The organism is Pseudonocardia sp. Ae505_Ps2, from assembly GCF_001932425.1.
Taxonomy (GTDB): domain Bacteria; phylum Actinomycetota; class Actinomycetes; order Mycobacteriales; family Pseudonocardiaceae; genus Pseudonocardia.
The window spans coordinates 5,092,138-5,113,773 of sequence record NZ_MCIP01000001.1 but is presented as its reverse complement, the minus strand read 5'-3'; the positions used below and the strand labels follow the sequence as shown (position 1 = coordinate 5,113,773).

Genomic DNA, 21,636 nt, shown 5'->3' with positions numbered 1-21,636 from the left:
GTCAGCGCTCGAGCCGGGCGGTCAGCCGGGCCGGGGCGACGCAGCGCCACGCGTCGGTCACGATCTCGGTGATCTCGTCGCGGTCGGCGGCGTCGGGTCCGGTGCCGTCCAGCACCACCCCGAGCCAGCCGCGGTGGCCGACGTAGGCGGGCCGGAAGAACCGGGCCGGGTCCTCGGCGACCAGCTCGGACTGGACGCCCGGGGGAGCGGCGCACCAGAACGCCCGGTGCGGGTGGCCGTGGTGGTGGTCGGCGTAGGACACGAACATCCTGCGTACGAACCACGACGGCGACCCGTGGCTGAGCTTCTCGGTCACCTCGGGCAGCGACAGGCAGATCTCCCGCAGCCACGGCAGCGGGTCGGCGGGGTCCGGGTGGCGTGCGGTCACGGGCGCCCCGGGGACGGCCGGTAGGTCCCCATGCTCCATGTGGTGCCCTCCGGGTCGGTGACGGCGCACTCGCGTGAACCGTAGTCCTGGTCGACCGGTGCCATGGCGATCTGCGCCCCGGCGGCGACCGCACGGGCGTGCACCGCGTCCGGGTCGTCGCACGTCAGGTAGATCACGGCCGGGTCGGTGTCGAAACGGTCGCCACCGGGCCGGCGCGGTCCGATCAGGACGAGGCCGGTGTCGTCGCCGTCGTCCCAGGCGAGCTCGGCGTGGGCGACGGTGCCGTCCTCGCCGGTGTGGACGGCGGCCTCCCGGAAGCCGAGCGCGGAGGTGAGGAACGCGATCGCGGCGCGCGGGTCGTCGTAGCGGAGGGTGGGATGGATGCTCATGACGCCCGATCCTGGCCGGGGCCGGGCGGGAGGTCTTGAACGGATGCGAACACCTCGGCCCGGAACGCGGCGGGCGGCAGCCCGGCCAGCGCGCGGAACTCGCGCGTGAGATGGGCCTGGTCGGCGTAGCCGCAGGCGACGGCGATCCCGGCGAGCGGCTCGCGGCCACGCCCGACCAGGCCCGCGGCCCGGCCGAAGCGCAGGACGCGGCGCGCGGTACCCGGGGTCAGACCGACCTGGTCGCGGAAGCGGGACTGCAGGTGCCGTGTGCTCCACCCGGTCCCCGCGGCCAGCTCCGCGACGCCGACCCGGCCGTCGGTGGCGAGGAGCCGGTCCCACGCCCAGCACACCTCCGGTGCGACGACGCGTGCGCGCGGGTCGAGCAGCCGCTCCGCCAGTAGTGCGTTGACCAGTGCGAACCGTCCGGCCCAGGTCGGTTCGGCGGCGAGGCGTGCGGGCAGCGCGGCCAGCGTGGGGTCGTGCAGCTCCTCCAGGCGCGGGACCGCGCCGCCGGGCAGCGCACGCCCGCCGAGCACGGTGAACGCCGCCGCCGGGGTGAGGTCGACCTGCACGCCGGCCTGTGGGCCGGTGAACTCGGTCAGCACCCAGGTGTCGCTCGGCGCGCCGACGAACGCGTCCGCCGTCGCGGTGCCGAGCGCGGGGCCGGACAGGGTCAGCGGATGCAGCCCGAGGATCAGCGCGACCCCGCCGGCCGCGGGCTGACGACGCCGCCGCGGCGCGGAGGCGTGTTCGCGGTAACCGAGCAGGCGCAGCACCCGGCCGCGCAGCGCGACGGGCGGCTGCACCGACACGTACTCGGCGGACACGGGTCAGGTTCTACTCCGGATCGGCCGGGTCGCGCACCGCCGGGATGGTCCGAGCGGGACTCAGGAGACGGCGAGGCCGGCGGCGAGCCCGAGCATCACCGCCGCGACGACGCCGTCGAGCACCCGCCACGCGGTCGGCCGCGCGAACAGCCCGGCGAGCCGCGCCGCGCCGAAGCCCAGCCCGGAGAACCAGGTCAGGCTGGCCACGACCACCCCGGCGCCGAACGCCCACCGGCCGTCGTCGCCGTGGGCGGCGGCCAGCGACCCGAGGACGAGCAGGTCCAGCATCATGTGCGGGTTGAGGAAGGTCAGCGCCGCCGCGCTCCCCAGGACGGGTACGAGCGGCCGGGCCGAGCCGTGCGCGTCGGCGTCGAGCGAGCCGGGACGGACGGCGCGCCGCAGCGCCACCAGCCCGTAGCCGGTCAGCCAGACGACGCCGCCCCACCGCACCACCTCGACCAGGCCCGGTACGCGGTCGACCACCAGCCCGACACCCGCGACCGCCGCGGTCACCAGCACCAGGTCGGCCAGAACGCAGAACAGCACCACCGCCGGGACGTGCTCGCGGCGCAGCCCCTGCCTCAGCACGAACGCGTTCTGCGCCCCGATCGCCGCGATCAGCGACAGTCCCGTCCCGAATCCCGCCAGCACACTCACGTCGTCGACGCTAGGCCGACCGCGTCAGGAGGACGTCGAGAACTGAAAGAACTTCATGAAGTGTAGCTTTGCTTCATGTACGACCGGGATCAGCTGGCCACCCTGAGCGCCGTGGTCGAGGAGGGCGGTTTCGACGCCGCCGCCGCGCGGCTGTCGATCACGCCGTCCGCGGTGTCCCAGCGGATCAAGGCCCTGGAACGGCAGGCGCGCCGGATCCTGGTGCGCCGCACGCGTCCGTGCGTCGCGACCGAGGAGGGGGCCGCGCTGCTGCGGCTGGCCCGCCAGATCGCGGTGCTCGAGGGGGAGGTCGAGGCCGGCTTCGGCAGTGCCGACACCGCGGGCACCCACCTGCCGATCGCGGTGAACGCGGACTCGGTGACCCACTGGTTCCTGTCCGCGGTGGTGCCCCTGGCCGCCCGGCACGGGGTCCGGCTGGATCTGCACGTCGACGACGAGCAGTACACCGCGGCCCTGCTCCGCGAGGGTTCGGTGGTCGGGGCGGTCACGACGTCGTCGGCGCCGGTGCAGGGCTGCGCGGTCCGGCCGTTGGGCGCGACCCGCTACCGGCCCGTCGCGGCCCGGCCGGTGTACGACCGGTGGTTCGCCGGGCGGGACCCGGCCGAGGCGTTCCCGCTCGCGCCGCGGGTCGACTTCGGGTCGAAGGACGTGTTGCAGACCCGGTTCGTCCGCGGGCTCACCCACCGGCCGTGCACCGGTCCGGCCCACCGGGTGCCCGCCGCCGACGGCTACCACGAGGCGATCCGCGCCGGTCTGGGCTGGGGGATGTTCACCGACGGCCCGGCGCGGGAGGCGGCGGCCGCCGGGCGGCTCGTGCTGCTCGACGCCGATCGCCACCTCGACGTCCCGCTCTACTGGCAGCACTGGAAGCTCAGCACCACCGTGCTCGACGCGCTCACCGAGTCGGTCTGTGCGGCGGCGGCCACGATCCTGGTGCCGCCGTCCCGCTGACCGGGAGGTCCCGGATCACACCGACCGGGAGGTCCCGGATCACACCGACCGGTCGCGGATCCCGGGGCCCGGGAGGTCTCAGATCCCGGAGCGCCAGGGTCGCCCGAGCCGGATGTCGCAGGTGATGACCCCGCGGTCGACGCCGGTGAGGTCCGCGATCAGGTCGCGGACCGCGTCCTCGGCCGCCCGGGGGTCGTCGACGGTGGTCGACGCCTCGATGCCCGGCACGTAGAGGGTGAGCCTGCGGTCCGCCCGCCAGGCCACCACCTCGAAGTGATGGTCACCGGTCACCCGTCCACGGTAGCCCGGCGGTGGCGCGAACGGGGCGGATCAGCCGACGGTCGGGTCCGCGGCACGGCCCGCGTCGCCGCCGGGCTGGGTGTCGTCCTGCGGGGCGGGCAGCGGGTCGCCGGTGGCCTCCGGGGCGCCGGTCGGGTCCACGGGGGCCGGGGCAGGCGGCTCGGCGGGGGCGGCCGGTTCCGCGGTCGGCTCCGGGGTGGGCTCGGCGGAGGGCGTGCTGGTCGGCGTCGCCGGGGCGGTCGGCTCGTTGGGCGCCAGGGTGGAAGGTGCCTCGCCGATCGGCCTGAACGCCGGGAACTCGGTCGTGCCGGTGGCGCGCACGGTGTCGGACATGAACTCCTTCCACACCGATCCGGGCAGGTCGGAGCCGTTGATCGGGCGGCCGGAGGAGTCCTGGATCGGGTCGTTGCGGTCGGTGCCGACCCACACGGCCGTCGCGATCTGGGGGGTGAAGCCGGCGAACCAGGCGTCGTTGTTCTGGCCCTCGAAGCGCGACTGGACGGTGCCGGTCTTGCCGGCGGCCTCCTGCCCGTCGGGCAGCTGCAGCCCGTCGTTGTCGACGACGTTCATCATCGCCTCGACGACGTTGCGTGCCACCTGCTCGGGGAAACGCTGTTCGCCCTCGCCGGGCTGGTACTCGTAGAGCACGCGCCCGTCGGAGTCGACGACCTTGGACACCATGTGCGGGGGGTGCCAGACGCCGCCCGCGGCGATGGTGGCGTAGGCCGACGCCAGCTGGACCGGCGTGACCTCCTTGTTGCCCAGCGGGAGCCGCGCGTCCGGGTTGTCCAGCGGCGCGGTGATCCCGGCGAGCCGGGCGGCGTCGGCGACCTTCTGCGGTCCGACCTGCGCGGCGAGCTTGGTGAAGACGACGTTGTTGGAGATCGTCATCGCCTGCTTGAGGTCGCAGCGCGGGCAGTTGGCGCCCTCGGCGTTGCGCAGCCCCGGCCGCTCGGACCCGTCGAAGGTGGTTCCCAGGCCGATCGGTGGGTCGTTCAGGAGCCCGGCGAGCACGGCGAACGGCTTGAACGTCGACCCGGGCTGCTTCATGACCTGGGCGTAGTCCAGGCCGGTGCCGTTCGATCCGCCGTAGTAGCCGACGATCCCGCCGGTGCGCGGGTCGATCGCGACGGCACCGGTGCGCAGCAGCTCGGGCTCGCCGCGCAGCTTCTGCTCGACCGAGTCGGTGAGCTGCTGCTGGCGCTGCGGGTCGATCGTCGTCGTGACCTGGAGGCCGCCCTGGGCGAACGCCTGCTCGGAGATGCCCAGCGAGCCCAGTTCGGAGCGGACGGCGTTGAGGATGTGGCCGCGTGCGTCGGTCAGCGACGACGACCGGGAGGTGTTCTGCGGCGGGATCGTCTGCGGGAACACCGCTGCCTGCCGGTCGGCCGTGGAGATCCAGCCCTGGGCGTTCATGCCGTCGAGGACGAAGTTCCAGCGCTGCTTCGCCCGGTCCGGGGAGTTCGCCGGGTCCCAGTTGGACGGCGACTGGATGATCCCGGCGAGCAGCGCGCCCTCGCTGGGGGTCAGCTGGGCCGCGGGCTTGCCGAAGTAGGCGAGGCTGGCGGACTCGATGCCGTAGGCGCCGCGGCCGAAGTAGATGGCGTTGAGGTAGTCGTTGAGGATCTCGTCCTTGGACTTCTGCCCGGAGACCTTCAGCGAGACGATCAGTTCCTTGTACTTGCGCCAGTAGGTCGCGTCGTTGCCGACCAGGGTGTTCTTGACGTACTGCTGGGTGATCGTCGACCCGCCGCCGACGCCGCCGGTCAGCTGGTTGACCATCGCGCGCAGGATGCCGGTGAAGTCGAAGCCCGGGTTCGAGTAGAACGACCGGTCCTCGGCGGCGAGCACGGCCTCGCGCACGTGGATCGGGATGGCGTCCATCCCGACCTTGATCCGGTTGCCCTGCTCGGGCACCAGCCGGGCGAGCTGCCCGCCGTCGGCGTAGGAGACGGTCGCGATCTGGTTCTGCACGGCGTCGTCGGTGCTGGGGATCGGGAACAGCAGCCAGCCGATCCCGAGCAGCAGCAGCGGCAGCAGCACGATCGACGCGGCCGTCCCGACCAGCGAGTACACGATCTGCCGGCGGCGCCGGGTCCGGCGCTCCTCGGGGGTGAGGGCGGCCTTCTGGTCGGCGTCGAGGATGCCGAGGCGGCGACGCACGACACCCACTCCGGGGCCGACGAGTGCGATGACCCGGTCGAACGGTCCGTCGGGCTCGGCCCGGCGCCGGCGGCGCGGGCCGGGGGCCGCGGCGTCGACGAGTTCGGTGCCCGGGTCGTCGCCGGGGGCGGGGACCAGCGCGGTGGGTGCTCCGCCGTCGCTGCGGGGGCGGGCGGCGGGCACGAGCCCGGTGCGGGCCGCGGCGGCGGGGGCGAGCGCGGTCGCGGCGTCGTCGGGGCCGGATCGGCGGCGGCCGCCGGTGTGCGCGGGCAGGGCGTCCGTGGCGCTGCCGGCGCTCCCGTCCGGTTCGGGACGACGACGGCGTCCGGTGCGGAGGGTGCCGCTCGTGCCGCCCTGGGCCGCCGGGCCCGGGCTCGGTGCCGGAGGCGCGGCGAGGGCCGCGGTGGTAGCCGGGGTCACGGTGGTAGCCGGGGTCGCTGTGGTCGCCGGTGTCGCGGTGGTCGCCGGGGCGGCCGACGCCGGGGCGGGCCGTGCGGATCGGGTCGGGGGCACGGCGGGCCGTGGGACCGGCGGCAGCGACGGGTGCTCCCCGGGGCGGGCTGCGGCGGCCCGGGGTGCGGCGGCGGGCGGGCCGGCGGCGGGGTTCCGGCGGGGCCCGGTGTCCCGGCGCCCCGGGGTGGCCGCGGGCGGGGTGGGACGGCCGGCCGGCGCGGACGTCCCGGCCGGACGGGACGGCGCGGGGCCTGCCGACACGCCGGACGACGCGGGGCCGGAGGTCGCAGAGCCGGAGGGCGGGGAACCGGACGCCGCCGAGCCGGGCGCGGCAGGACCGGACACGGTAGGGCCGGGCGATGCAGGGCCGGGCGAGGCAGGGCCGGACCCGGCAGGGCCGCCGGGCCTGCCGGTGCCGGGGCGCCGCTGTGGGCCGGTGGTGTGCCGGTTCCCGGTCGGCGTTGCTCTGCTCGGGGTGGCCCCGGTCGGCGTGGCCCCGGTTGGCGTGGCCCCCGTGGGGGCGGGCGGGCCAGCCGGCGTCGCGCCGGTGGTGCCGGGCTGCGGGCCGCGGCCGGGTTCGCGGGGCACGGTGCCGCCGCGCACACGCAGCCCGACCTTCGTGCTGCCCCCGGAGCCGTGGGCCCCGGAGCCCGTCGCGGCGCCGTGCGCGGACGACCCGTTCGCGGCAGCACCGTTCGCGGCAGCACCGTTCGCAGGGGATCCGTTGGTGCGGGCGCCGTGCGCAGGGGCGCCGTTCGTCGGTGTCCCTGCGCCGGCGGAGACGGCTTCGTCGGCCCGCCGGGAGCGTCGACGGCGGCCGTCCTCACCGGCACCGGGAGACCCGTTCGCGCCGGAACCTCGTGACCCGTCCGCGCCGGCGTTTCGCGGTCGGCCCGGGCCGGGGCGCGCGGTGGACCCGGTGGCCCGCACGACGTCGGTGAAGGACCGCGCCTCCGGGTCACCGGACCGCACACGCCCGTCGGCGGCGGGGGCGCCGTGCCGTGCCGGGGCGCCGGAGTCGGCGCGGGCGACCTCGTCGCTGCTGTGTCGTCCGGTCTGGTGTCGTCCGGTCGGGCGCTCCTCGGTGTCGACCGCACGACCGGGAGCGGAGGCACCGTGGGAGCCGGACACACCGTAGGAATCGGACTCGGGAGAGCGGCGCGACCGCGGCGGTGGGGGCGGGCCTGCGGGCAACCGGCTCTCCCTTCTGGTCGTCTGCCGGCGCAGCCGGACGGTGGCGTGGTCTCACCCGGTCAACGAGCTCCCTGCCTCAACGAGGGACCGGAGGGCGGCGTTGTGCCCACCTGATCGACGTCACTCGAATGTCGGCACGTCAGCGGGGTGATGGCGCGCTCCGTGACCGGATCGCCCGATCATGGTGCGGCATGTGGACCATCGTGCCCGCGGCCGAAGGGCTGCACAGGCGAGGCGATCACTGCATCGAGCAACGGCCGGTTGTGTGCGACGACGCGCGAGCGAGCCGGGGCCGGACGGCCGGACGGCCGCATCCGGCGGGACGACCGGCCGTCGTCGGTCGCCGGGCGGCGGCAACCCCGCCCCCGACCTGCGGCGACGGGCAGGGTCAGGACAGCAGCGGGCCCATGCGGTCGCGCAGTGCGACCGCGGCCGACAGCGGCCTTACGAGCACGGTCAGCTCGCGGATGCGGCCCTCGTCGTCGGTGCGCAGCACGTCGACCCCCTGCACCTCGCGCTCCCCGACGGTCGCGGTGAACTCGAGCACGTGGCCGTCGTCGCCGGAGTACTCGGCGACGTAGCGGAACCCGCCGAAGACGGTGAACACCGCGCCGAGGATGGGGCGCAACGCCTCCCGGCCCCGGTAGGGGCGGTGCACGACGGGCGAGCGGAACTCGACGTCGTCGCGGCAGAGGGCGACGGCCGCGTCGAGGTCTCCGGCCTCGATCGCGGCCCGGAAGCGGGCGGCGGCGTCGTTCACGTCCGCGATCATCCCCGGGCGCCCCGGTCCGGGGCCACCCGGCGCCCGTGTTCCCCGCGGTCGAAACCGGTTCGCGCCCCCCGACTAGCATCGGAGGTCCATCCGTTCGCACCACCGCAGGAGGCACCCCCGTGTCCGCACTGTCCGCCCCGCCAGCGTCCGCCCCGATCCGGGTGCCGGCCGGGACGACGGCCGGTGGGCGCGTCCGGGAGGGCGGGCTGCCGACTAGCGGTCCCGAGGCGATCGTCGTCGTGCGCGACGCCGAGGGCGTCCTGCGCGACCTGGCCTGGGCCCCCGAGGCCGACGCCGAGGTCGTGCCGGTCCCGGCGAACACCGAGGAGGGGCGCAGCGTCATCCGGCACTCGGCGGCGCACGTGCTCGCACAGGCCGTCCAGCAGCTGTTCCCGAAGGCGAAGCTGGGCATCGGCCCGCCGGTCACCGACGGCTTCTACTACGACTTCGACGTCGACACCCCCTTCACCCCCGAGGATCTGAAGAAGATCGAGTCGGCGATGAAGAAGATCGTCAAGTCCGGCCAGCGCTTCGAGCGCCGCCGCTACGCCTCCCGCGACGAGGCCCGCGCCGAGCTCGCCGACCAGCCGTACAAGCTGGAGCTGATCGACCTCAAGGGCGGTGCCGACTCCGACGGCGAGGTCATGGAGGTCGACTCCTCCGGCGAGCTCACCGTCTACGACAACGTGCACGCCCACACCGGCGCGACCGTCTGGTCGGACCTCTGCCGCGGCCCGCACCTGCCGACCACCAAGTACATCCCGGCGTTCTCGCTGACCCGCTCGGCCGCCGCGTACTGGCGGGGCGACCAGGCCAACGCCCAGCTCCAGCGGATCTACGGCACCGCGTGGGAGTCCCAGGAGGCGCACGACGCCTACCTGGAGCGCATCGCCGAGGCCGAGCGCCGCGACCACCGCCGCCTGGGCAGCGAGCTGGACCTGTTCAGCTTCCCCGACGAGATCGGGTCCGGCCTGCCCGTCTTCCACCCCAAGGGCGGGGTCGTCCGCAAGGAGCTGGAGGACCTCTCGCGCGAGCGGCACGCCGAGGCGGGCTACGAGTTCGTCTACACCCCGCACGCGACCAAGGGCGCGCTGTTCCAGAAGTCCGGGCACCTGGAGTGGTACGCCGAGGGCATGTACCCGCCCATGCAGCTCGACGCGGAGTACACCGCCGACGGCGAGCTCAAGCGGCCCGCGGTGGACTACTACCTCAAGCCGATGAACTGCCCGATGCACAACCTGATCTTCGCCTCGCGCGGGCGGTCCTACCGCGAGCTGCCGCTGCGGCTGTTCGAGTTCGGCACCGTCTACCGCTACGAGAAGTCCGGTGTCGTGCACGGCCTGACCCGGGCCCGCGGCTTCACCCAGGACGACGCGCACATCTACTGCACCCGCGAGCAGATGCAGGGCGAGATCCGCAGCCTGCTGCAGTTCGTGCTCGACCTGCTGCGCGACTACGGCCTCGACGACTTCTACCTGGAGCTCTCCACCCGCAACCCGGAGAAGTCCATCGGGTCCGACGAGTCGTGGGCCGAGGCCACCCAGGCGCTGCGCGACGCCGCCGAGAGCTTCGGTCTGGAGCTGCGCGACGACCCGGGCGGCGCCGCGTTCTACGCCCCGAAGATCTCGGTGCAGGCCCGTGACGCGATCGGCCGCTACTGGCAGATGTCGACCATCCAGGTCGACCTGATGCTGCCGGACCGCTTCGAGCTGGAGTACACCGCCTCCGACGGCTCCCGGCAGCGCCCGGTCATGATCCACCGCGCGTTGTTCGGGTCGATCGAGCGCTTCTTCGGCGTGCTCACCGAGCACTACGCCGGCGCCTTCCCGGCGTGGCTGGCGCCCGTCCAGGTCGTGGGGATCCCGGTCACCGAGGCCCAGGACGACTACGTCCGCGACGTCGCCGCCCGGCTGCGCGCCGCCGGCATCCGGGTCGACGTCGACTCCGGTGACGACCGCATGCAGAAGAAGATCCGCACCCACACCCTGGCGAAGGTGCCGTTCCTGCTGCTCGTCGGCGGACGCGACGTCGAGGCCGGTGCGGTCAGCTTCCGGTTCCGCGACGGCTCGCAGACCAACGCGGTGCCGGTCGAGCAGGCGGTCGCCTCCATCATCGAGTGGGTGCGCTCGCGCACGAACACCTCGCCGACCGCGGAGAGCTTCCCGGCCGGCGCCTAGGATCGGCGCATGGAGCAGGAGTGGGTCCCGCAGGAGGGGACCGGGACGCCCGACGGCTTCGCCCGGCTGTGGACCCCGCACCGGCTCGCCTACATCCAGGGTGCCGGAGACACCGGCTGCCCGTTCTGCCGGATCGCCCGGGGGGAGACCCTGGGCGAGTCGGCGGACCCGGACGCGGACAACCTCGTCGTCGCCCGCGGCGACGAGGTGTTCGCGCTGCTGAACCTGCACCCGTACAACCCGGGGCACCTGATGGTGCTGCCCTACCGGCACGTCGCGGACCTGGAGGACCTCACCGACTCCGAGGCCGGTGAGCTGATGGCGTTCACCCGGCAGGCCGTCGTGACCATGAAGAAGGTCGCGGCGCCGCACGCGTTCAACGTGGGGCTGAACCTGGGCCACGTCGCGGGCGGGTCGCTGGCCGAGCACCTGCACCAGCACGTCGTCCCGCGGTGGGGTGGGGACGCGAACTTCATCGCCGTCGTCGGGCAGACCAAGGTCATCCCGCAGCTGCTCGCCGAGACCCGCGACCAGCTGGCCCAGGCGTGGGAACCGCCACGCCGCTGACTCCGGCCGCACCTGCGGCGGGCGGATCCGGTGTCGGACTAGGCTGGGAGGGTCCCCCCACCGTTGCCGTCCTGCACGGGAGCACGCAGCCGCCGATGCTGAACCTGTTCGCCCGCGCGCACGTCAACCGGCTCACCGACCCCGTCGGACGAGCCCTGATCGACCGCGGTGTCAGCCCGGACACCGTCACGGTGCTCGGCACCGTCGGGGCCGTGGTCTGTTCGCTGGCGTTCCTGCCCACCGGGTGGCTGGCGCTCGGCGCGGTGCTGGTCACCCTGTTCGTGCTCACCGACCTGATCGACGGCGCGATGGCCCGCGCGCGGGGGCACGGCACCCCGTTCGGGGCGGTGCTCGACTCCACCTGCGACCGGATCGTCGACGGTGCCCTGTTCGCCGGGCTCGCCTGGTGGGCGTTGACCGGCGGGGCCGAGCCCCTCGCCGGTGCCGCCGCGCTGGTGGCGCTGGTCGGCGGCCAGATCGTGTCCTACGTCAAGGCCCGCGCCGAGTCCGTCGGGCTCACCGCCGAGGGCGGTCTCGTCGAACGCGCCGAACGGCTCATCCTCGGCCTGGTCGGGGCGTTCCTGTCCGGCGTCGGGGTGCCGTGGGCGCTGACCGTCACCCTCGTCGTGCTGGCGCTCGGGACGGCGGTGACCCTCGGCCAGCGGATCCTGGCGGTACGGCGGAGCTCCCGCGAGGCCCCCCGTGCCTGACCTGCGGGAACGCACGGCTGCCGCGCTCGGCGCCGCCGGGTACGCGGCGGGCTGGACGGTTGCGGGGCGGCTGCCCGCGGGTGTGGTGGAGCGGGTGTTCGACGCGGGCGCCGCGCTCGCGGTGCGCCGCGACGGCCCGGGGGTGCGGCGGCTGCGGCACAACCTGCGCCGGGTCCGCCCCGACGCGACCCTCGCCGAGCTCGACGCGCTGGTCGCCGCCGGGATGCGCAGCTACGCCCGCTACTGGCGGGAGGCGTTCGCGCTACCCGGGCTCGACCCCGCCGCGGTGCACGCCGCGATGGCGCCGCACGCCCACGGCGTCGCCGACGCACTCGCGGCCGTCCGGTCCGGGCGCGGGGTCGTGTTCGCCCTCCCGCACGCCGGCAACTGGGACCTGGCCGGGCTCTATCTGCTGCGCGAGCTCGACCGGCTCGGGCTCGAACCGGCGCTGACCACCGTCGTGCAACGGCTGCGCCCGGAGCCGTTGTTCCGCCGGTTCCTCGCCTACCGGTCCGGGCTCGGGTTCGAGGTCGTGACCGCCGACGACCCCCGCACGGCGCACCGGGCGCTGACCGGGCGGCTGCGCCGCGGCGGCGTGGTCTGCCTGGTCGCCGACCGCGACCTGTCCGGCACCGGCACCGAGGTGACCTTCCTCGGGGGGCCCGCCCGGCTGCCGTCCGGCCCGGCCCGGCTGGCCCGGCTCACCGGTGCCGCCCTGCACCCGGCCTACCCCTACTTCACCGACGACGCCTGGGGCGTCGAGGTCGGAGCGCCTGTCCCGCCCGGTCCCGACGCCGTCCAGCGCCTCGCCGACGCCTTCGGCGACATGATCGCCCGCCGCCCGTGGGACTGGCACATGCTCCAACCGGTCGGTGCGGGATGAGGATCGGGATCGTCTGCCCGTACTCCCTCGACGTCGCCGGGGGAGTGCAGCGCCACGTCCTGGACCTCGCCGCCGCGCTGCGCGGGCTCGGGCACACGGTCGAGGTCCTGGCCCCGGCGACCGGCACGGCGCCGGAGTTCGTCACCCCGGCCGGACGGGCCGTCGGCGTCCCCTACAACGGCTCCGTCGCCCGCGTCGCGTTCGGCCCGATGACCCGCCATCGCACCCGGCGCTGGCTCGCCACGCACGACTTCGACGTGCTGCACGTGCACGAGCCGACGACCCCGTCGGTGTCGGCGCTGGCGCTGCTCGACGCCCGCGGGCCGGTCGTCGCGACCTTCCACACCTCCACCGAGCGATCCCGGGCGCTCGCGGCGTTCGGACCCATGGCGCGACCCCTGCTGGAACGGGTGACGGCGCGGATCGCGGTGTCGGCGACCGCGCGCCGGGTGCAGGTCGAGCACCTGGGCGGGGACGCCACCGAGATCCCCAACGGCGTCGACGTCGCCCGGTTCGCCCACGGACCGGCGCTGGACCTGCCGCCCGCGGTGCGGGTCGGCTACGTCGGCCGCTTCGACGAGCCCCGCAAGGGCATGCCGGTGCTGCTGGACGCGCTGCGCCGGGTCGTCGCCGACCGGCCGGACGTGCGGCTGCTCGTCGTCGGCCGCGGCGACGGCGACCGGCTGCTGCGCACCGCGGGGCCCGGGCTGGCCGAGCGGATCGACCTGCTCGGTCCGGTCGACGAGGAGACCAAGGCCGCCGCGCTGCGCTCGGTCGCGGTGTTCTGCGCACCGCACCGCGGCGGGGAGAGCTTCGGGATGGTGCTGACCGAGGCGATGGCCGCGGGCACCCCGGTGCTGGCCGCGGACCTCGAGTCCTTCCGCGCCGTCCTCGACGACGGCCGCGCCGGCGCCCTGTTCCCGCCCGGCGACGACGCCGCCCTGGCCGCCGCGCTGTCCGGCCTGCTCGACGACGACACCGCCCGGGCCCGGCTCGCCGCCGCCGGTCGGGAACGGGTGCAGCGCTACGACTGGCCGGTCGTCGCCGGGGACGTGCTGCGCGTGTACCGGGCCGCGATCGCCGCCGCACCGCGACCGCTGGTGCGCGGGGGCGCACGGTGAGCACCGCCGTCGTCGCCGGGACGGCGGTCCTCGCGGCACTGCTGGTGGCGGCTCTCACCCTGTGGTGCGTGACACGGGTCCGACGCCTGCACCGGCTGCACGTGCGGGTCGACGCCGCCCGCGCCGGGCTGGCCGCGGCGCTGGACGCCAGGGCCCGGGTCGCGCTCGCCGTCGCCGGCGCGCTCGGTCCCGCCGCGCCACCGGACCTGCGCCGGGCCGCCGTCGCCGCGCGTGCGCTGCCCGCCCCGGCGCCGGACGGCCGCGACCCGGCCGGGAGCCGCGCCGCCCGCGAGGCCGCGGAGAACGCCCTGACCAGGCAGCTCGCCGCCGTCCGGCGGGGACCGGGGGAGCCCGCGCCCTGCGGCGACCTCGCCGAGGCGGAGGCGCTGGTCGTGCTGGCCCGCCGGGTGCACAACGACGCCGTCCGCGACACCCGTGCGTTGCGGTCCCGGCGGCTGGTCCGGATGCTGCGGTTGTACGGGACCGCACCGGAGCCGGTGTACTTCGAGATCGCCGATCCGGAACCGCCGCGTTCACCTGCGCGACCTCACGTAGAATCGCGACGCAGTCCGACCGTCATGTGAGGAGCTCCGATCACCCGTGTCCGCAGCTGAGAACACCCCCGACACCGCCGGTCCGCAGCACGGCACCGCGCGGGTGAAGCGCGGGATGGCCGAGATGCTGAAGGGCGGCGTGATCATGGACGTCGTCACCCCGGATCAGGCCAAGATCGCCGAGGACGCCGGGGCCGTCGCCGTCATGGCCCTCGAGCGCGTCCCGGCCGACATCCGCGCCAACGGCGGCGTGGCCCGCATGTCGGACCCGGACATGATCACCGGCATCGTCGAGGCCGTGTCCATCCCGGTCATGGCGAAGGCCCGCATCGGCCACTTCGTCGAGGCCCAGGTCCTGCAGTCCCTGGGTGTGGACTACATCGACGAGTCCGAGGTGCTGACCCCGGCCGACGAGGCGCACCACATCGACAAGTGGAGCTTCACCGCCCCCTTCGTCTGCGGCGCCACCAACCTCGGCGAGGCCCTGCGCCGCATCTCCGAGGGCGCGGCGATGATCCGCTCGAAGGGCGAGGCCGGCACCGGCAACGTCGTCGAGGCGACCCGGCACATGCGCTCGATCCGCGCCGAGATCGGCCGGCTCGCCTCGCTCGACGCCGCCGAGCTCTACATCGCGGCCAAGGAGCTGCGCGCCCCGGTCGAGCTGGTCGCCGAGGTGGCCCGCACCGGGAAGCTGCCGGTCGTGCTGTTCACCGCCGGCGGCATCGCGACCCCGGCCGACGCCGCGATGATGATGCAGCTCGGCGCCGAGGGTGTGTTCGTCGGTTCCGGCATCTTCAAGTCCGGGGACCCGGCGCAGCGCGCGTCGGCGATCGTGAAGGCCACGACCTTCCACGACGACCCCGAGATGATCGCGAAGGTCTCCCGCGGTCTCGGTGAGGCGATGGTGGGCATCAACATCGCCGACATCCCCGACGAGCAGCGTTACGCCGCTCGCGGCTGGTAAGCACCCCCCGCTCCGCCCCGAGAGCCCCGTCCGGCACGCCGCCGGACGGGGCTCTCGTCGTTCCGGGGACCACGGTCCGGTGACCCGATCGGTCCCTCGGACGCGTGGGTCGTCCGTTCCGGACACGTTCCGCGGTCGCTCGGTGGAGGGGTTGCCTACTCGATGTGGTGACAGAGGGGCTCGTGGTGACGCTGTGGCATCTAACGTGCGATGTGGATCAGGAGACCACTGTTACGGAGGAGCCTGATGGGACACTCTGTGAGGGTCGTGGCGATCGCCGCCGCGATGTTGATCAGTTTTCCGGCCGCGGCGTTCGCGGACACCGGAGACGGTCGAGCGGTTGCGACGACGACCGCGGACTGCCCCACGACGGGCGCCACCCCGGGCGGGGGAGCCGGTTCGGGTGGTCCGGCCACCGGCGGTGACGGAGGTGCCGGGTCGGGGAAGCCCGGCGCCTCCGCCACCCCCGGGACGGCCGAGCCCGGGGGAGACGGTGCGTCCGGGAGCGGCTCCGGTGGCGACGGGGGATCGTCGGGGTCGGGTGGCTCGGGGAGCGATGCGGGGTCCGGCTCGGGTGGTGACCGTGGCTCCGGCTCCGGCTCCGGCTCGGGTTCGGGCTCCGGCGGAGACCAGGGGTCGGGTTCCGGTGGGGACTCCGGCAACACGACCTCGGGCACGGGCGACTCCGGCTCCGGCGACACGGGGCCCGGCGACGACACATCCCCGGGCGGTACGACGTCCCCGGGCAGCGACTCCGGCTCCGGCGGCGACCAGGGTTCCGGCGGGGACCACGGATCGGACGGCGCCACGGGCTCCGGTGGCGACTCCGGCTCCGGCGGCGACCACGGAGCCGACCAGGGGTCCGGCGGCGGCTCCGGCAGCGGCAAGGGCGCCGGAGACGAGAAGGGCGCCGGAGACGACAAGAGCGCCGGAGACGACAAGAGCCCCGGAGACGACAAGGGCTCCGACCCGACCTCGGGCCACGACACGACCTCGGGCGACGGCCAGGGCGGTTCGGCCGGCGACCAGGGCGACCAGAGTGACCAGGCCGGATCCGGCGGAGAGCAGGGCGGAGAGCAGGGCTCACCCTCGGACACGACCTCGGCGACCGCGACCCCGGGCGCGGCGCCCGGCGGCGCCACGGCCACCCCGACCGACACCTCGGCCCCCGGCGCGACCCCGGCCCCCGCGGACTGCGCCGCAGGCGCGGCCCCGGCAGGCCCTGCGGCCCCGGCGGTCCCGTCCTATCCGGGTGCGGCGACCAGCGCCGCCGTCGAGCACGGCTGGGGCGAGCCCACCAAGGTCGACGACTTCAACGGCGACGCCCTCACGGGCTGGAGCCCCTACGACGGCCCCGGCCACGCCGGCAAGGGGACCCGTTCCCCGTCGGCGATCTCGGTGAAGGACGGTGTGCTCACCATCGACGGCGACGCCGACGGCACCACCGGCGGCATGGCCTGGTCCGACAGCAGCCAGAAGTACGGCCGCTGGGAGGGCCGGGTGCGGGCGCCCGCGTCGGACCCGTCGTACAACGCGTTGCTGCTGCTCTGGCCGACCGCGGAGAACTTCCCGGTCGGCGGCGAGATCGACTTCATGGAGATGACCGACCACACCCGGCAGAAGACCAACCTGTTCCTGCACTACGGAGAGGACAACTCCCAGGTCCAGGGCTCGGTCGACATCGACGCGACCCAGTGGCACAACTGGGCGGTCGAGTGGACGCCGAAGGGCGTGACCGCCTTCGTCGACGGCAAGCAGTGGTGGCACACCGACGACACCTCGATCCTGCCTCCCGGGCCGATGCACCTGACCATCCAGCTCGACTGGTTCCCCAAGGGCGGCGGCGACGTGAAGCCCTCGGAGATGCAGGTCGACTGGGTCCGTCAGTACGCGCTGCCCGAGTCGGAGAAGGGCGAGGGGGGCTCGGGCGGTTCGGGCGGCAACGACGAGGGGCTCCTCGACGGACTGCTGCACCGCATCACCGAGGGCGGTCCGGACCCCGAGCCCGGCTCGGCGACCCGCGGCGCGAGCGGCACCTGATCAGCGGTACTCCATCACCAGCACCGCGGTGGCCCCGGGGGTGAGCGCCCGGTAACTGTGCGGCCGGTCGGCGGGGAAGGTGACGTGGTCACCCGGGTCGAGCTCGACCTGCTCGTCGTCCGGCCCGACGCTCCACCGGCCCGTGGACACCACCAGGTGCTCGACGGTGCCGGGGGAGTGGGCGTCGGCCGTCCGCGCCGGCCCGGGTTCGCAGGTGATGAGGTGCAGGTCGCGGCGAGCGCCCGGCGGACAGCGCGACAGCAGTGCGCCGGTGTACGCGGCCTCCTCCGACCGGATCGCGGGACGGTCGGCGAAGCGCACCACCCGCAGCGGCGACGACGGCGGCTCCACCAGGGCGCTGAACGGCACCCCCGCGACCACGGCGATCGCCCACAGCGTCTCGACGCTCGGGTTCCCGGTGCCCGCCTCCAGCTGCGACAGCGTCGACTTCGCGATCCCCGCGCGCCGGGCCAACTCGGCCGAGGAGATCCCGAGGCGTTCGCGCTCCCGGCGGATGGCCGCCGCGATCGTCGCGAGCGGCGGCTCAGGCGTTCGGTTCATCGTTCTCCTCGTTCGACTTGACGAACACAGGCGGTGTTGTTCACTGTATCGGGCATGCGTTCGATACAGCGAACGACCCGCGGGGACGTCCGCGGTGCGCTCACCATCTCGGTGGCCGTCGCCGTCGTCGGGGTGTCCTTCGGCGCGCTCGCGCCGGCCGCCGGGCTGTCCCCGGCCATGACGATGGCGATGTCGCTGCTGGTGTTCGAGGGCGGCGCCCAGCTCCTCGTCACCGGGGTGCTCGCCGCCGGCGGAGGCATGTGGGCCGCCGTCGCCGCGGGGCTGGTGCTCAACCTGCGGCACCTGCCGTTCGGCCTGGCGCTGGCCCGCCACCTGGGTGGGGGCTGGGCGCGGCTGCCCGCGGCCCACGTCGTCACCGACGAGTCGACAGCGTTCGTGCTGGCCCGCACCGACGTCCCCGGGAGGGGGTGGCGTGCGTTCCGGATCCTCGGCGTCGTGAAGTACCTGTGCTGGCAGCCCGGCACCGCGGCCGGTCTCGTGCTCGGCGCGAGCGTGCCGGACCCGGGCGCGTTCGGCCTGGACGCGGCCTTCCCCGCCGCGATGCTGGCGATGCTCGTCCCGATGCTGCGCCGGGTCGACGCCCGCCGGGTCGGTGCCGCCGCGGCAGCGGTCTCGCTGGCCTGTGCACCGTTCCTTCCGGCGGGGCTGCCCGTGCTGGCCGGCCTGCTCGGCGTCACCGCCGCCGGACGGACGGAGGAGCAGTCGTGACCGTCGCCGCCCTGCTCGTCCTCGCCGGCGGGACCTACCTCATGCGGCTGCTGCCGCTCGTCCTGCACGACCGGGTCGCCCTGTCACCGCGCACCGTCCGCCTCGTCGAGCTGGGGGCGGCCGGGCTGCTCGTCGCGCTCGTCGCCACCGGAACATGGTTCGAGGGGGCCGGGTTCGCCGGCTGGGCCCGCCCGGCCGGGGTGGCCGTGGCCGCGGGTGCGCTGCTGCTGCGGATGCCGTTCGTGCTGGTCGTCGTCCTCGCCGCGGCGACGACGGCCGGGCTGCGCCTGGCCGGGATCGGCTGAGCCGGTCGTCACCCCGGCGCGCGCCCCGCGCCGGGGACCGCGAGGATCACCCCATGCTCGTGCTCGTCCTCGGTGCCACCGGCTACGTCGGGTCCCGGCTCGTCCCATGCCTGCTCGACGCCGGCCACGACGTGCGGGTGCTCGCCCGCACCCCGGCCAAGCTCGCCGCGCACCCGTGGGGCGACCGGGTCGACGTCGCCCGCGGCGACGCCCAGGACGCGGCCGACGTGCGCCGGGCCTGCGAGGGCGTCGACGCCGTCGTCCACCTGGTGCACGCGATGGACGGCCCCGGCTACGCCGCACGCGACCGCGCCGCCGCGCACGCGCTGGCCGACGGGGCCGCCGCGGCCGGTGTGCGTCGCATCGTCTACCTGGGCGGGCTGCAGCCCGCGGCCGGCACCCGGCGGGTGTCGCAGCACCTGTCCTCGCGCCGGGAGGTCGGTGACATCCTGCTCGCCGGTCCGGTGCCGACCGCGGTGCTGCGTGCCGGGATCGTCGTCGGGACCGGCTCGGCCAGCTTCGAGATGATCCGCCACCTCACCGAGACGGCGATGGGCGGTCCCCTGCTCCTGCCGCTGCCCGACCGGGCGTGGAACCGGATCCAGCCGATCGCCGTCGACGACGTGCTGTACGACATCGTCGGCTGCCTCGACCTGCCCGCCGAGGTGGACCGGGCGTTCGACGTCGGCGGCCCCGACGTGCACACCTACCGCTCCCTGATGAGCGAGTTCGCCGCCGAGGCCGGGCTGCTGCGGCCGTTCCCAGTGCCCGTCCCGCTGTCCGCGCCGCGGCTCACTGCCCGCGCCGTCGCCGCGCTCACCCCGGTCGGCCGGGGCCTGGCCGAGCCTCTGGTCGAGTCGATGCGCCACGAGCTGGTGGCCGACCCCGACGACCTCGCGGCCCTCGACGCGCTCATCGGCACCCCGCCCGGCGGACGGACCCCGTACCGCACCGCGGTCCGCCGTGCCCTCGACGGCGTCGGCGCGGCCGGACCGGGGCCGTCCGACCCGCCCGGCACCGGCCCGCTGGAGTGGTCGACGACCGACACCCGCGACGTGGCCGCCCCCGCCCACGCCGTCTGGTCGGTGATCGAGACGCTCGGCGGCCCGCACGGCTGGTACACCGTCCCGGGGGTCGCGACGCTGACCGGCCACCTCGACGTCCTGGCCGGCGGGCCCGGCGTGGTCCCGCGGCGGCAGGGCGACGGCCCGGCCCGGCTCGTCCCGGGGGAGCCCCTGGACCGCTGGATCGTCGAGGCGGTCGAGCCGGGGCACCGGCTGGTGCTGCGGGCCGCCGACCGGCTGCCCGGCGACGCCCGGCTGGAGCTCGCCGTCACCCCGACCGACCGGCTGACCAGCCGCTACACCCAGACCCTGCGGTTCGCCCCGCGCGGGATGGCCGGGCGGCTGGGGTGGCTGGCGGCCTACCCCTCGCAGCGTTTCGTGTTCGCGGTGATGGCCCGGACCCTGGCCGGGGTCGCCGAGACCCGCTACCGGCGCGAGGTCCGCGCCCTCTGACTCCCACGCCCCCGCAGCTCCGACGTGTGGGGTGCTGCTGCGCCCGGGAGGCGGCTGCCGGGATGCGCGAGGCGGGCGCAGGGACGCGTGGACAGCGCCGCCCGCGGTGCCGCACCCGCACGGGTGCGGCACCACGCGGCGCGTCAGCCCTGGCCGCGGGCCTGCGCCACCTGCTCGGCGCGGTCCTCGGCCGCGATCCGGGTCAGCTCGGCGCCGGCGTCGGGGTCGCGGGTGAGGTTCTCGCCCGACTCCGGGTCGAACACGTGGATCTTCCGCGCGTCCAGCCAGAACTCGGCGTCGCGGCCCTCCCGGATCCGGCTGGTCGAGTCGATCGACACGATCGCCTGGGTACGCAGCTGGTCGGCATCGAGCTCGCGCGACAGCTCCTTCAGCTTGGTCTCCACCTCGGCCGGGGCCTCGTAGGGGATGTAGGCGTACTGCGAGTCGCCCAGCCACTCGGTCACGTCGACCTTCGCGGTGAAGGTGGACCCGACGTGCTTCTTCGCCTCGTCGACCAGGGAGGCGTCCTCGAAGTACTCCGGGCGGATCCCCACCAGTACCAGGTCGCGACCGGCGATCTTCTCGGCGCGCGCGGTGTCGAGCTCGATCGGACCGAACGGCGTCTCCAGCGTGCTCCCGGAGAGCGTCGCGGGCAGGAAGTTCATCGGCGGCGACCCGATGAACCCGGCGACGAACAGGTTGACCGGCTGCTCGTAGAGCTCGCGGGGCGAGGCGACCTGCTGGATGACGCCCTTGCGCAGCACGCAGACGCGGTCGCCGAGGGTCATCGCCTCGGTCTGGTCGTGGGTGACGTAGACCGTGGTGATGCCGAGGCGGCGCTGCAGCCGGGCGATCTCGGTGCGCATCTGCCCGCGCAGCTTCGCGTCCAGGTTGGACAGCGGCTCGTCGAACAGGAACGCGTCGGCGTCACGGACGATGGCGCGGCCCATCGCGACCCGCTGGCGCTGACCTCCGGACAGGTTCGCGGGCTTGCGCTGCAGGTGCTCCTGCAGCTCCAGGACCTTCGCCGCGGCGTCGACCTTCTGCCTGACCTCGTCCTCGGGTGCCTTGGCCAGGCGCAGCGGGAACGCGATGTTCTCGAAGACCGACAGGTGCGGGTAGAGCGCGTAGTTCTGGAACACCATCGACAGGTTGCGGTCCCGCGGGGCCTTGTCGTTGACCCGGTTGCCGGCGATGATCATGTCGCCGGAGGTGATGTCCTCCAGGCCGACGATCATCCGCAGCAGCGTCGACTTCCCGCAGCCGGACGGGCCGACGAGGATCATGAACTCGCCGTCGGCGATGTCCATGCTCACGTCGTTCACGGCCGGGAAGCCGTCCCCGTACTTCTTGACGATGTTCTTCATCTCGATCGACGCCATGGCCGGTCGGTTCC

The 21,636-nt window shown here is 74.8% G+C and carries 21 protein-coding genes; 12 read left to right on the top strand and 9 right to left on the bottom strand.

Going from position 1 to position 21,636, the window contains the following annotated elements; all coding sequences use genetic code 11:
• Window position 1: 1 nt before the first annotated feature.
• Genes Ae505Ps2_RS23920 through Ae505Ps2_RS23905 form a run of 4 tightly spaced genes read right to left on the bottom strand, consistent with a single transcriptional unit; the run spans window position 2 to window position 2,261 of the window.
• Window positions 2-388 (bottom strand): MmcQ/YjbR family DNA-binding protein, encoded by a 387-nt coding sequence (locus Ae505Ps2_RS23920; protein ID WP_075306739.1) that lies wholly within the window; start codon window positions 386-388, stop codon window positions 2-4.
• Window positions 385-777: a VOC family protein gene (locus Ae505Ps2_RS23915; RefSeq protein WP_075554011.1), complete on the bottom strand. Its 393-nt coding sequence runs from the start codon at window positions 775-777 to the stop codon at window positions 385-387. Before Ae505Ps2_RS23915 ends, Ae505Ps2_RS23920 begins: the two co-directional genes overlap by 4 nt.
• Window positions 774-1,604 carry an AraC family transcriptional regulator gene (locus Ae505Ps2_RS23910; RefSeq protein ID WP_075306737.1) on the bottom strand — a complete coding sequence of 277 codons (831 nt, stop codon included), beginning with the start codon at window positions 1,602-1,604 and terminating at the stop codon, window positions 774-776. The genes Ae505Ps2_RS23915 and Ae505Ps2_RS23910 overlap by 4 nt, the downstream gene beginning before the upstream one ends.
• Before the next feature lie 60 nt (window positions 1,605-1,664).
• Window positions 1,665-2,261: a LysE/ArgO family amino acid transporter gene (locus Ae505Ps2_RS23905; RefSeq protein ID WP_060712024.1), complete on the bottom strand. Its 597-nt coding sequence runs from the start codon at window positions 2,259-2,261 to the stop codon at window positions 1,665-1,667.
• 75 nt (window positions 2,262-2,336) lie between these two features.
• On the opposite strand from Ae505Ps2_RS23905, the gene Ae505Ps2_RS23900 reads away from it, so the two are divergent.
• Entirely contained in the window at window positions 2,337-3,230 is an 894-nt protein-coding gene (locus Ae505Ps2_RS23900; protein WP_075306736.1) for a LysR family transcriptional regulator ArgP, read from the top strand.
• Window positions 3,231-3,308: 78 nt separating this feature from the next.
• Here the strand turns inward: Ae505Ps2_RS23900 and Ae505Ps2_RS23895 are convergent, their stop codons facing one another.
• The 3 genes from Ae505Ps2_RS23895 to Ae505Ps2_RS23885 all read right to left on the bottom strand — a co-directional run bounded on the left by Ae505Ps2_RS23895 (window position 3,309) and on the right by Ae505Ps2_RS23885 (window position 8,100).
• Window positions 3,309-3,521, bottom strand: coding sequence for a hypothetical protein (locus tag Ae505Ps2_RS23895; RefSeq protein WP_020626576.1), 213 nt, complete (start codon window positions 3,519-3,521; stop codon window positions 3,309-3,311).
• Window positions 3,522-3,560: 39 nt separating this feature from the next.
• The gene (locus Ae505Ps2_RS23890; protein WP_249265336.1) at window positions 3,561-6,113 is read right to left on the bottom strand and encodes a transglycosylase domain-containing protein; all 2,553 of its coding nucleotides are present in this window, start codon (window positions 6,111-6,113) and stop codon (window positions 3,561-3,563) included.
• Between the two features lie 1,615 nt (window positions 6,114-7,728).
• Window positions 7,729-8,100 (bottom strand): nuclear transport factor 2 family protein, encoded by a 372-nt coding sequence (locus tag Ae505Ps2_RS23885; RefSeq protein WP_233147562.1) that lies wholly within the window; start codon window positions 8,098-8,100, stop codon window positions 7,729-7,731.
• A 131-nt stretch (window positions 8,101-8,231) separates the two neighbouring features.
• On the opposite strand from Ae505Ps2_RS23885, the gene thrS reads away from it, so the two are divergent.
• The 8 genes from thrS to Ae505Ps2_RS34065 all read left to right on the top strand — a co-directional run bounded on the left by thrS (window position 8,232) and on the right by Ae505Ps2_RS34065 (window position 17,128).
• The gene (gene thrS / locus Ae505Ps2_RS23880; RefSeq protein WP_075306733.1) at window positions 8,232-10,289 is read left to right on the top strand and encodes a threonine--tRNA ligase; all 2,058 of its coding nucleotides are present in this window, start codon (window positions 8,232-8,234) and stop codon (window positions 10,287-10,289) included.
• A 9-nt stretch (window positions 10,290-10,298) separates the two neighbouring features.
• A complete protein-coding gene (locus Ae505Ps2_RS23875; protein ID WP_075306732.1) occupies window positions 10,299-10,856 on the top strand; it encodes an HIT domain-containing protein in 558 nt (185 codons plus the stop codon).
• A gap of 95 nt (window positions 10,857-10,951) precedes the next feature.
• Window positions 10,952-11,566, top strand: coding sequence for a phosphatidylinositol phosphate synthase (gene pgsA, locus Ae505Ps2_RS23870; protein ID WP_020626619.1), 615 nt, complete (start codon window positions 10,952-10,954; stop codon window positions 11,564-11,566).
• Window positions 11,559-12,449, top strand: coding sequence for a phosphatidylinositol mannoside acyltransferase (locus Ae505Ps2_RS23865; protein WP_233147561.1), 891 nt, complete (start codon window positions 11,559-11,561; stop codon window positions 12,447-12,449). Before pgsA ends, Ae505Ps2_RS23865 begins: the two co-directional genes overlap by 8 nt.
• Entirely contained in the window at window positions 12,446-13,570 is a 1,125-nt protein-coding gene (locus Ae505Ps2_RS23860; protein ID WP_020627808.1) for a glycosyltransferase family 4 protein, read from the top strand. The genes Ae505Ps2_RS23865 and Ae505Ps2_RS23860 overlap by 4 nt, the downstream gene beginning before the upstream one ends.
• Window positions 13,567-14,154, top strand: coding sequence for a hypothetical protein (locus Ae505Ps2_RS23855; RefSeq protein WP_075306731.1), 588 nt, complete (start codon window positions 13,567-13,569; stop codon window positions 14,152-14,154). Before Ae505Ps2_RS23860 ends, Ae505Ps2_RS23855 begins: the two co-directional genes overlap by 4 nt.
• A gap of 16 nt (window positions 14,155-14,170) precedes the next feature.
• Complete coding sequence (pdxS, locus tag Ae505Ps2_RS23850; RefSeq protein WP_075333495.1) at window positions 14,171-15,088, top strand: pyridoxal 5'-phosphate synthase lyase subunit PdxS; 918 nt, start codon at window positions 14,171-14,173, stop codon at window positions 15,086-15,088.
• A 246-nt stretch (window positions 15,089-15,334) separates the two neighbouring features.
• Window positions 15,335-17,128, top strand: coding sequence for a glycoside hydrolase family 16 protein (locus Ae505Ps2_RS34065; RefSeq protein ID WP_139320208.1), 1,794 nt, complete (start codon window positions 15,335-15,337; stop codon window positions 17,126-17,128).
• Here Ae505Ps2_RS34065 and Ae505Ps2_RS23840 read toward each other — a convergent pair whose 3' ends face one another.
• Window positions 17,129-17,689, bottom strand: coding sequence for an XRE family transcriptional regulator (locus tag Ae505Ps2_RS23840; RefSeq protein WP_075306728.1), 561 nt, complete (start codon window positions 17,687-17,689; stop codon window positions 17,129-17,131).
• Between the two features lie 54 nt (window positions 17,690-17,743).
• On the opposite strand from Ae505Ps2_RS23840, the gene Ae505Ps2_RS23835 reads away from it, so the two are divergent.
• The 3 genes from Ae505Ps2_RS23835 to Ae505Ps2_RS23825 are packed head-to-tail and all read left to right on the top strand — an operon-like array spanning window position 17,744 to window position 20,240.
• Complete coding sequence (locus Ae505Ps2_RS23835) at window positions 17,744-18,418, top strand: AzlC family ABC transporter permease (protein WP_075554009.1); 675 nt, start codon at window positions 17,744-17,746, stop codon at window positions 18,416-18,418.
• Window positions 18,415-18,723, top strand: coding sequence for an AzlD domain-containing protein (locus Ae505Ps2_RS23830; protein WP_075306726.1), 309 nt, complete (start codon window positions 18,415-18,417; stop codon window positions 18,721-18,723). Before Ae505Ps2_RS23835 ends, Ae505Ps2_RS23830 begins: the two co-directional genes overlap by 4 nt.
• A 53-nt stretch (window positions 18,724-18,776) precedes the next feature.
• A complete protein-coding gene (locus tag Ae505Ps2_RS23825) occupies window positions 18,777-20,240 on the top strand; it encodes a DUF2867 domain-containing protein (protein WP_075306725.1) in 1,464 nt (487 codons plus the stop codon).
• 143 nt (window positions 20,241-20,383) lie between these two features.
• Here the strand turns inward: Ae505Ps2_RS23825 and ugpC are convergent, their stop codons facing one another.
• The gene (ugpC, locus tag Ae505Ps2_RS23820; RefSeq protein ID WP_075306724.1) at window positions 20,384-21,622 is read right to left on the bottom strand and encodes a sn-glycerol-3-phosphate ABC transporter ATP-binding protein UgpC; all 1,239 of its coding nucleotides are present in this window, start codon (window positions 21,620-21,622) and stop codon (window positions 20,384-20,386) included.
• Between the last annotated feature and the right edge of the window lie 14 nt (window positions 21,623-21,636).